This window comes from Synechococcus sp. NB0720_010, from assembly GCF_023078835.1.
Taxonomy (GTDB): Bacteria; Cyanobacteriota; Cyanobacteriia; order PCC-6307; family Cyanobiaceae; genus Vulcanococcus.
Map to the genome: position 1 here is coordinate 1,422,981 of NZ_CP090898.1, position 10,158 is coordinate 1,433,138.

A 10,158-nucleotide genomic window follows, 5' to 3' on the forward strand; every position below is an offset into this window, starting at 1 on the left:
CACATCAGCCATAGCGACTCACTCGGAGGTGCAGATAAAGCCGCCATGAGACTGCATCAGGCTCTGAAGAACGAAGGTGTGGACTCAAGGATGAGAGTGCGTATTAAAACAACGGAGGATGACTGCATTATGGGTGGAACAGCGATGTTTCACCGTCAGTGGTCTGAACGAATTGCTCAGAAGCTTTGCCACTGGCGCAGGCAGAATACGAGATGTCCCGACGGAAGTGAGCTCGATATTGCCTGGCCATCATCTGGCTTAGGGGCCGAGATTAATCGTACGGATGTTGACCTCGTACACATACACTGGCCAGGTAGAAACTGGCTTTCAATTGAGGAGATAGGCGCGATAGAAGTTCCAATAGTCTGGACATTGCACGATTGCTGGTTGCTCCGGGGGGGAGAACACTACGCGCCATTCAATGGGTCAATGACCTGGTTAGAGAAGGCGGCCAGGAAAGATCAGTGGGTAAGAGATAGGAAGATGAGGAAACTGCCTAAGCAAGTCCACCTGATATGCCCATCACAATGGATGCTAGAACAAGCGAAAGCATGCCAATGGACAGGAAGCTGGACACACTCGGTAATCCCTAACCCGATAGACACGACATTCTGGAAGCCTTTAAAGCAAGAGGACTCACGTCGAAGACTAGGGTTGGAACGCGACAAGTTTCTAATCTTGTTTTGCGCCAATAATGCTGAGGTTGATGAAAGAAAAGGCTATCGAAGACTAGTGGAGACACTGGATAAGATGAAATCTACACAGGAAAGCCAACGTGAGGTTGCCTTGGTAATTGCCGGAAGCAAAGAGCCAAGGCTTAAACCAAATGCCGTGCAAGTTATCGCACTAGGAGCAATAGATGAAGAGAACAGAATGAGACTTATTTATGATAGTTGTGATGTCGCAGTAATTCCTTCTTATATCGACAACCTACCCAACGTGGGCTTAGAAGCTCAGGCGTGTGGATTGCCGTGTTTATGTTTTAACAACGGTGGAACAGCAGAAATCGTTGATCACGGAAGATCGGGTTTCGTCGCCAGAGATGACAACACGGAGGAAATGGCACGATTCCTGGATAGTCTCGTAGATCGGGTGAATTCAGAAATGCTAATGCAGATGAGAACGATGTCCAGGCAGAGGGCGATTGAACTATGGGATGAGCGGGTTGTCGCTAGACAGATGATTCATGCATATCATAAGGCTCTGAAGGCAGAGCGGGTTTAAGTCTGGTAGCTGTTTCAGCCACTAAAAAGTACGTGACTAACTGGGGGACTAGTACGTCATACCATGTCTTGTACATTGTGGGCTCAACACTCATGATCAAGAGAACTCCAAGAGATGAAATTCGAATAATTGGGGTAGACGATCTAGAAAGAAAGACAAAGAACAGACTGAGATACCAAAAAAGAATACATGCAAAGCCAAGGAAGCCGCCGATTCGCATTGCATCTAAGGGGGATGAATGCCAGTGGGGATTAAGAGCACGTGTTTGCGGTGGGAGGTTAATAAGGAGATTGTGGCCTGTTAAAAGAGTGTCAAAGAGCCGAGAATAACCGAACCGGTAGTGATCAATGCGATCAAACTCTACAGAAGCAACACCCTCAGAAAGCACCCTGGAGAGTTTCAAACTCAGGCGTGTACGAGAAAGGGTGTTGAAGAGAATAGTCAGGGTTGCGAACAGACAGACAAGCGGAATAATCTTACGCATGACCTTATTTAGAGTGCCCGCAGAAGGAAGTCTCCAGAGGTGCTTGATCAGAAGAATTGTAAAATAGGCAAGATAGAGAAGTACAGGAAACAGCGTGGAACGGCGATCAAGTGCGGCTATGGCCCAAACACCAGACATAGATAAACACAATCCGGCTAACGGGAAGGCCTGAAAAGTACTTCCGAAGACTGTCAAGAATATGGCGATCGAGCCAAAGATAGCAATTCCAGGTGGTGTTGGATTGGTTGGCAGTCCCCAGACACCGCCAAAGTGCATATCAAATGGCGAAAGAAGGGATACTCCATAAGCATAGGAAAGAATTACGGAGCCGAAACCATAACAACCGAATCCAAGGGAGACGCCAAAGAACAAAGGTTTCCTGATCTGATCAGAAACCAAAAGGCAACTACTCAAGCCGACTGCAAGGGCAAGAGATCGGATCCACTCTTGATTCGTGACCACTGGCGGGCCAAAGTCGGGATGAGACCAAACGACTTGTAAGGCGGAAAGGCAAACCATCGCCGCAATAACGGCGGTAATCCAAACGAATCTGACAGGATTGCAAGACCAGCGGGAAGGAAACGTATAATTAATCAGAACATTGACGAGGCAAAGCAGAAGCAATGAGAGTGTTGCTAGATTAGCCCAGCCGAACACATCCCATAAAGTGCCAAAACCAATGGCAAAACCTAGAAGAGAATAGATGTAGACAGCTAGTCGTGGCATTACGAAACAGATCGATACTGAAGAAACTGAAAATGGAAGGATTTGGGATTGAACTCTGTAGTGCCAAAGCCTAACCAATACTCAGGCGCCAAGAACAGGCGTTCTCGACCCTGTAGAAAAGAAAGGTAAGCTGCACACCATGAAAAGCTACTAGCAGAGAGCACTCCGGCCGAAGCGTGACTCATGATTGCAAGCGTTTGAGCAGGCGGCAAATCAATCACCGTCCAACTTAGATCCGTTAAGCAGTCAGATAGGAGATGCTTCGCAAGTGGTAAATCATCTGAAGCTAACAGGAAAAATGGTTGGCCAAGGGTTGACGTCAGATAATGTATAGAATCAGAAAAATAGGATGCAGGCAAAACAGAACCACCCTGCTTCAATCCCACGGGTGTCCAATGAAGATAATCTTTTAGACGAAGGTGAACAAAGACTGGCTTGTGGGAAGGGGAGGGTAAGTGCTGGATTATCCAGTCACGAGCGAACGAATCGGTGTTGTTAGAGAGAGGCGAAGCACCAGAGTCTCGATCTGGCTCAAGAAGTGATGCATGCTGAAAGTAACAGTCATGTATCCAGAGAATATTGCGGAACAAAGAGATTGAAGCCCTTTGGACCAAAGGTTCACCACCATTCGCTTCACTCACTGTGGAAAAGAAGAGAGCCCGTAGCGATTTTGGTAAGTGGTGAAAGAGAAGAGAAATGATCTTCGCTGCAACTCGCTCCCTGTATCGGTAACCATTACCAAAACCAAGCCAGGTAACACCTGGGATCTCTCCTACGAATTCTCGCGCGGCGTTAAAGTGTAAGGCGAAGATAGTCTCCGTAGACTTCCGCAACTTGGCAAGAGCAATGAGAAGGATTAGCTGATTGCCAAGCTGTCCATTTGCAAATACGATAATCATTTGCAGCCCCAGCGAAATTGAGGTCTAAAAGGAGTATGTAGACATAGTTGAGGCGGCGCGGAATCGGTAAAGACAAAGCAGAAGTCACAAAATAGCGTATGATTCATAGAGAGAGATGAGGCAATGAGGGGAGCAACTTCAAGGGGCTTGATCTGGAGCATTTTCAGAGCTATGCCACGAAGACGCCTGATCCAAGGATTGGCTCTCATCACTGTGATCACCGTGGCCTCGTTAAGCCAAGGGATGATGGTGTTGAGCGTCGGGCCATTGCTGCAAGCAGTGAGTCAGTTAGGGCATGGAAATCCGCTCGGGACAGGATTTGTCTCTGGTGAACCAAATGCAGTTAGTGCATTAGTTGACAATACAAACCTAACATTCACAGCAATAAGCTTCATAGTATTAGCCCTATTAAGCAATAGCCTACGGCTGCTGGCAGCATGGGGCAATGGCTTGCTGACGGCAATGATCTCGAGAGACCTCAATGAGATTGCTTTCCGCAACATATTGTATCAGCCCTATCTGCGGCAGCTGGAGAAGAGCTCAAGCGAAGTTATCGGTGAGATGAGGCAGATTGATGGTTTCACAACAGGAGTTATCGCGCCATCACTACAGCTGCTCGCGTCTGCAACATCAATCATCGCGACACTCACCGCTTCTCTAATTGTAAGTTGGCAAGCCAGCCTCATTGCAATAGTCGCTTGCGTAGGGATTTACATCGTGGTCGCACTAGGGATCAAAAAGCCCCTAAAGGAATCGGGCTATGAGCTGGTTAATAGAGGCAAGCTAGAACTCAAGATCCAACAAGAATCACTCGGCGGGATCAGAGATATCTTATTAGATCAGAGCCAGGAGGTTCACCTCAGACGATATAGCCAGTCGATTAGAAGGAGCAAGCTATTGGGTGCCAGAGTTGGCTTCCTTCAAACAACACCACGCTTCATCATTGAAGGTGCAGCATATGTTGCCCTTGGATTTCTGTGCCTAGCCATGATTAACGCAAAAGAGAGTTCGTATTTATCGATTCCTATTTTAGGTTCACTGGGCCTAGCTTTTCAAAATATGCTTCCCAATGCACAGCAAGCATTTAGCTGTTGGTCATCGTTCAGAGCGAGCCAGGCTTCTGCTTCAGTGGTCTCTGCGATGGTTCGAGAGAGAACGCCTAACAGACCAACACGAGTGAAATCACGGGAGCTAGATTCCAACAGTTTCGCTAATTGGAGCAGAACCATTGCTCTGAGAGATGGATATTTTCGATATCGGGAGAATTCAAGGGAAGGTCAAGAATACTGCCTCTCGAAGATCGAGTTAACGATCGAGAAAGGCAACATATTCGGAATCGCGGGCAAGACAGGAAGCGGCAAGAGCACTCTGGTTGATATTATTATGGGCCTTGTGCCTTTAACACATGGCCATATGGAAGTAGATAACATGATTTTAAAGACAGAAGCACAGCGATTAGCATGGATGTCGCAGGTTGCACACGTACCCCAGACAATTTTCTTGAGTGACTCAAGTATTGCCGAGAACATTGCGTTTGGGGTTGATTATAATGAGATTGATAATGATCGGGTTCAATGGGCAGCATCCATGGCATGCGCGAGCGAATTTATTAACTTGCTCCCCGATGGCCTCAGCACAATGGTGGGAGAGCGCGGTAACAGGCTCTCAGGAGGCCAAAGACAAAGGCTTGGCATTGCAAGAGCCTTGTACAAGGACTCAAGCTTGTTGGTACTAGATGAAGCGACCAGCGCCTTAGATTCAAAGACTGAGACTGATGTAATGGCAAACATTAGCGCCCTGGGGAAGACGCATACGGTGATCATGATTGCCCATAGGCTCAGCACGTTGCGGCAATGCGACAAAGTTCTTCTGATCAAGAATGGTAGAATAGACTGCATATTCAACTCTGGGCTAGATCCAGGTATTGAACTTGGGTTGCATTAGATGCGGTGAACTGGAGGAATAGATCATGAATCGGCTGATGAGTTCGATTCTAATGCGAACGAGAGCCATACTCCAGAAGCGACTGAGTCGAAAGGAACGCAGTTGCATCGGGCGGCAGTACTCATGCACCGGACAGTCAGCTAGCGATCTGATTTATCGATCTTTGCTTGAGCATCGCCCAGCATTAATCGCCCGTTTCGGAAGTGGAGAGTTACACGCTGTAGCGACCTATCTACGCAAAGAGGAACCAAGGCGATTCATAGGCCAGAAATCACTCAGCTACGTCTTTGGGGAAATCGATACGTTTTGGTGGCATGATGGAATACGAATGAGCCTAAGCAATGGAGCGGGGATGTTTTCTAACGATGATGCTGGAATTGAATTATTTAGCAGGATCGTACTAAAAGACTGCCATGAGATCGATATTTTAGGTTCTTGGCGGGATGAAGAGTGTTTGGTCAATCCATTCATGGGTGACTACAAGGCGGTTCCGCTCCAAGATCTAGAGCCTTATTACAATGGACCTCCCTATTGGACCTCAGCACTAAGAGGAAAGAACGTTCTCGTTATACATCCATTTATTTCATCCATCAGAAAGCAATACGAGAAACGCAGCCTGCTTTTTGCCAGTCAAGATCTTTTGCCAGACTTCAATCTAATAGGATATAAGCCTGTCCAAACACTGGCGGGGCTTAGAGACAGCCGGTTTACTGAATGGAGCGATGCTTTATCGTTCATGCAGTCTGAGATAAGCAATCTAGAATTCGATATCGCAATCATCGGAGCAGGCAGCTATGGACTGTCTCTCGGAGCATATATCCGGAGGTTAGGCAAGAAAGCTGTACATTTAGGTGGTGCGACCCAGATTTTATTTGGAGTACGTGGCAAACGATGGGACCAGTCTCCCTTCTTTCAGAACATTTTTAACGAAAACTGGGTCTATCCTGAAGAGTCAGAGAGGCCACCCAGAGCAGATTCTGTAGAGAGTGGGTGCTACTGGTGAAAAGAGAGTCTTGCCTTGTATTCATACCTTGCCATAATCGTAAAGCTCAGACCTTGCACACGATAGGCAGCGTTCGCAGTCTCTCAGAGGACCTACCAGGGCTAAAGATTCATGTTCTAGATGATGGATCCTGCGATGGCACCTCTGAGGAGATTCAAGCCAGCTTTGACGATGTTGATATTCATCGATTATCTGGCAAGCACTTCTGGGGCGGTGCTCTCAATTACATTCTTAATTTCTTAAGTGCACTAGGTTTTGATCACAATGAAGCCATTTATATTCTAATCATGAATGATGACTTACTGCTTGATCAACCGTCGCAGTTGCTCAAGGGCCTTACAGCCCTAAAGAATGGCGTGGCCGATATCGTGGCTCCAGTCTTGATTGATGTCGATCTTCAGCAAACAGATCCTCACTCAACAGAGCAAGTGCTGGAGGTGAACTATGGACTGATGTATGAGCCGAGCACAGGAGCCATGAGAGGTCTTGATCAACCTGGCTATAGCAATCTGTGCGTAACCGCAGCGACATGGTTTTCTTACACCACGCTGATCAAGGCCAGCAAAATCCCGAGGGGGATTCCTCACTATCTCTCGGATTGCTGGTTAACCCACAGTCTTTCCCGACTGGGCTATGAAATTATCACTCTTGATGCTTATCGGCTCAAACGGTGGGCAAAACACACCACCCAGTCAACCAGCCCAAACAAGACACTGAGCTACTGGCAGTCCTGCTGTAACCCAAAATCACCGAACTATTTACCAGCGGGGTCACGCTTCACGAGGGCCTTCTCAAAGCAAAGGAGTCGTTTAATCCAGTCTCTATTCTTGGATCTCAAGTTTTATGTATACCGATTGTTAACGAGAGCCGAGCGCGGCATCGCCCTTCTCGAGCTATGATCACTAAAATGAAATAATGAATGACTAAAATCGCACTACAAGTCATTGCATTTAATGTATCGCCTTGGATCAATGCAATGTTGCAAAATGCTGCTCCCTATGTGGACAAGATTTATATCGCCTACCCCCCTAGGCCTTGGGCCTATTCAGAATATGCCCGTAATAATCTAAAGAATCCAACATCGCTTGATGAGATAAGCCTGGAAGAATTAGGTTGCGAGGCAGAAGTGGTTCATGGAGACTGGAAATACGATGAAGACACAAGAAACCACCTACTTTGCCTGGCCAGAAATGAAGGCTTTGAGTGGATGATCATTCAAGATGCGGACGAGTTTTATAGTCATGATTCATGGATTCGAGCAACAGATCTAATGCGTAGTGATCAGCTCCAAGATACGGAGCTTTTAATTACGCCATGGTTTAATTTCTGGAAGACACCAGAATATGTGATTGAGAATCACTGCGGGGGAATAAAGTCCTTAAATGAGGGCTTCGCCATACGCTGCTCTAATCCACTGCTCCGATTTACATTTTCTAGAACAAGTAATGCCATTAAGCGACGCGTCATCGACGAACCTTGTTACCACTATGGCTACGTGATGTCTGACGAGCAAATGAGCTTAAAGATACAGACTTGGGCCCATACAAAGGAGATCGCAAATATGAGGCAGTGGTATCGATTGAAGTGGCAGTACTGGAATGAATCGACGCGTTACCTGCATCCTGGCTCACCGATCCACTGGTCAAAAGCCATCCGTTTCCCCCATCCTCAGCCAGATTTCTACTGGAAATTTATGCCGAACCATAAGCTAGAGGAGCAGGCCAAGGGTTATATGTTGGCTTCTCAGGAAACACTGTGGAACACACGTGCTTTGCTCAAATGGTCCATACGACGATTAAAAGCCTTAAGCCGCGCAAGCCTCTCTAACCTGGGCAGATCTGTGCGGAGGAAAGATTGAAGCTCTGGGTTGCATTTTCGATATGGATATATGGAGTACTGCTGACGTAACTTGCCCAGAGAGAAAAGGTGCTAGGTGGGCCGACGATTAAGTCACAAGATTGCAAGAGAAGTTGATCAAAGACCCAACTACCTCCAGTGGAATAATCCTGCCCAAGATACGAACTTATTGTGTCATTAGTACAGACGGCAACGATACATTGCATTCCTTCTGCAGCAAAGCAATCACGAATCTCCTGAATAATTCTCTGGTAAACTGCGTCATCATAAAAGTAACGCCCACCCATCCAATCTAGATAATCGCCACGCCGAACATGTATGCCAACAAGACGGGTGTGAACTGTTTGCAATGCGGCAAGTTCCGCCAAGCGGTGCTGTTCCGGAGTGGACAAGCTACCAATCGTCAACCGGTAACTTGCTGAGAGCTCTTGCCGATATTTTGCAGTGAGGTGATGGCAGCGGAAGTTCCATCCACCGACCATTTGGAGTATGACTGAAGGTCTAGGAGCATTAAGAATCGGTGAGAAGCCGAAAAACATCTCGAAACGAGAAAACAGATAGTTAATGCTTGTATTAATAAGATCACCCACCCACTCCAATGACAATGCTTGGCGGCGCAACATCCCAATGAGTGTAGGATTCCAGAAGTAGATGCCATACTCAAGGCAGTATGCATGATAATGAAGGGACTGAAATAGTCGATTACAATGATCACCACTCCTGCGAGCCAAGATGATCGCTTGAGTCCTCATCCCTTACAACCTCTTCGATTAGCCCAGCTTAGCTTGGTGCTAGACCAACACAAATGAGAGTTGTTCACGCGATCCCTGTCTATGCACCTGCATGGCAGTTCGGAGGTCCGATCCTAAGTGTGAGTCGCCTCTGTGAGGGCCTCGTGCAACAAGGAGTAGAAGTTGATGTTATAACCACAAACTTTGGTATTAAACCAGCCGATCAACCAACAGCTCTCAACCAGGCGAGCCTGCGCAATGGAGTCAGAGTGTGGTATTTCCAGCATGATCGCGATTCAAAGCGCGCCTACTCGCGTGAGCTATTAAAGCAACTTCCACAAGTGATTTGTGGCGCAGATTTACTACATCTTAGCGCCATATGGCAACCTCTAGGGCCACGAATTCAAAAGATTGCAGCACAGCAGAATATTAAAGTTTTTCATAGCATTAGGGGAGCACTTAGCCCTTTCTCATTTCAACAGAGACCCTGGCTAAAATGGCCGTACTATTGGGGGGTCGAACGTTACTGGCTCAACCATTGTGCCGCCCTACATGTGACAGGCATCCAAGAAAAGAATGAAATCGAAAGACTACATCTCACCTCTCCCAGCCATCTGCTTCCTAATCCAATCAATCTCACTGATTCCTATTGCAATCTGGAAGCACGCCGTCTGACAAGGCGAGGGCTTGAGGTTGATGAGAAGACACCCTTGCTACTGATCTGCGGCAGGCAGCATTACAAAAAGGGACTCGACCGCCTTCCGCGTCTACTTCAGACGATGAAGGATATGCGCTGGAAGCTATTACTCATCGGAACAGATGAAGATGGATCCGGGGCAGCCCTGAAGGCCAAGCTGCATGAGGTCAATCTTAGCCATCGAATCATCGACAAACCAACGATCGCCGCCAAAGACTTAAGCAGCTTTTATAACGCCTCGGATTTACTTCTTTTGCCCAGCCGCCATGAAAACTTCGGCAATGTGGTCATTGAGGCACTGGCCTGCGGCTGCCAAGTTTTGATCAGCCCGCAAACAGGCGTATCAGAAGATCTTCAGATGCATGCGCCTCGTAGCTACGGCGCAACGCTGCCTTTAGACTCCGACCATTGGGTGATGTGGATGAGACAGTGGATGCAACGCTGGCTCAGTGACAATCCCTGGTCCAGTCGAGAAACGCTGGCTCGCTGGACTGGAGAGAATTACAGCCAAGAAGCAGTCGCACAGCGTGCAATTCAGCTCTACCACACCATACTCGAACAGAAGTAGTCATTTGCGGCTCCCTGCGCAACAT

The 10,158-nt window shown here is 47.4% G+C and carries 9 protein-coding genes and 1 pseudogene; 7 read left to right on the top strand and 3 right to left on the bottom strand.

Annotated features, from left to right (window positions below):
• Nucleotides 1–45 precede the first annotated feature (45 nt).
• Both LY254_RS13075 and LY254_RS07560 read left to right on the top strand, forming a co-directional pair.
• A pseudogene (locus LY254_RS13075) lies at nt 46–549 on the top strand (glycosyltransferase); the annotation flags it as partial.
• 105 nt (nt 550–654) lie between these two features.
• The gene (locus tag LY254_RS07560) at nt 655–1,224 is read left to right on the top strand and encodes a glycosyltransferase (protein WP_247476455.1); all 570 of its coding nucleotides are present in this window, start codon (nt 655–657) and stop codon (nt 1,222–1,224) included.
• On the opposite strand, the gene LY254_RS07565 is transcribed toward LY254_RS07560, so the two are convergent.
• Both LY254_RS07565 and LY254_RS07570 read right to left on the bottom strand, forming a co-directional pair.
• On the bottom strand, nt 1,172–2,434 hold the full coding sequence (locus tag LY254_RS07565; RefSeq protein WP_247476457.1) for a hypothetical protein: 1,263 nt from the start codon (nt 2,432–2,434) through the stop codon (nt 1,172–1,174). The genes LY254_RS07560 and LY254_RS07565 overlap by 53 nt on opposite strands.
• The gene (locus tag LY254_RS07570) at nt 2,434–3,333 is read right to left on the bottom strand and encodes an alpha-1,2-fucosyltransferase (RefSeq protein ID WP_247476459.1); all 900 of its coding nucleotides are present in this window, start codon (nt 3,331–3,333) and stop codon (nt 2,434–2,436) included. Before LY254_RS07570 ends, LY254_RS07565 begins: the two co-directional genes overlap by 1 nt.
• A 222-nt stretch (nt 3,334–3,555) precedes the next feature.
• On the opposite strand from LY254_RS07570, the gene LY254_RS07575 reads away from it, so the two are divergent.
• The 4 genes from LY254_RS07575 to LY254_RS07590 all read left to right on the top strand — a co-directional run bounded on the left by LY254_RS07575 (nt 3,556) and on the right by LY254_RS07590 (nt 8,138).
• Entirely contained in the window at nt 3,556–5,277 is a 1,722-nt protein-coding gene (locus tag LY254_RS07575; RefSeq protein ID WP_247476460.1) for an ABC transporter ATP-binding protein, read from the top strand.
• A gap of 163 nt (nt 5,278–5,440) precedes the next feature.
• Nucleotides 5,441–6,280, top strand: coding sequence for a hypothetical protein (locus LY254_RS07580; protein ID WP_247476461.1), 840 nt, complete (start codon nt 5,441–5,443; stop codon nt 6,278–6,280).
• A 53-nt stretch (nt 6,281–6,333) separates the two neighbouring features.
• Nucleotides 6,334–7,179, top strand: coding sequence for a glycosyltransferase (locus tag LY254_RS07585; protein WP_247476463.1), 846 nt, complete (start codon nt 6,334–6,336; stop codon nt 7,177–7,179).
• Nucleotides 7,180–7,199: 20 nt separating this feature from the next.
• Nucleotides 7,200–8,138, top strand: a complete 939-nt coding sequence (locus LY254_RS07590; protein ID WP_247476465.1) for a hypothetical protein — start codon at nt 7,200–7,202, stop codon at nt 8,136–8,138.
• Here LY254_RS07590 and LY254_RS07595 read toward each other — a convergent pair.
• The gene (locus LY254_RS07595; RefSeq protein ID WP_247476466.1) at nt 8,104–8,760 is read right to left on the bottom strand and encodes an alpha-1,2-fucosyltransferase; all 657 of its coding nucleotides are present in this window, start codon (nt 8,758–8,760) and stop codon (nt 8,104–8,106) included. The genes LY254_RS07590 and LY254_RS07595 overlap by 35 nt on opposite strands.
• Nucleotides 8,761–9,032: 272 nt before the next feature.
• Here LY254_RS07595 and LY254_RS07600 point away from each other — a divergent pair, with 272 nt between their 5' ends.
• Nucleotides 9,033–10,133: a glycosyltransferase gene (locus LY254_RS07600; protein WP_247476467.1), complete on the top strand. Its 1,101-nt coding sequence runs from the start codon at nt 9,033–9,035 to the stop codon at nt 10,131–10,133.
• The last annotated feature ends 25 nt before the right edge of the window (nt 10,134–10,158 follow it).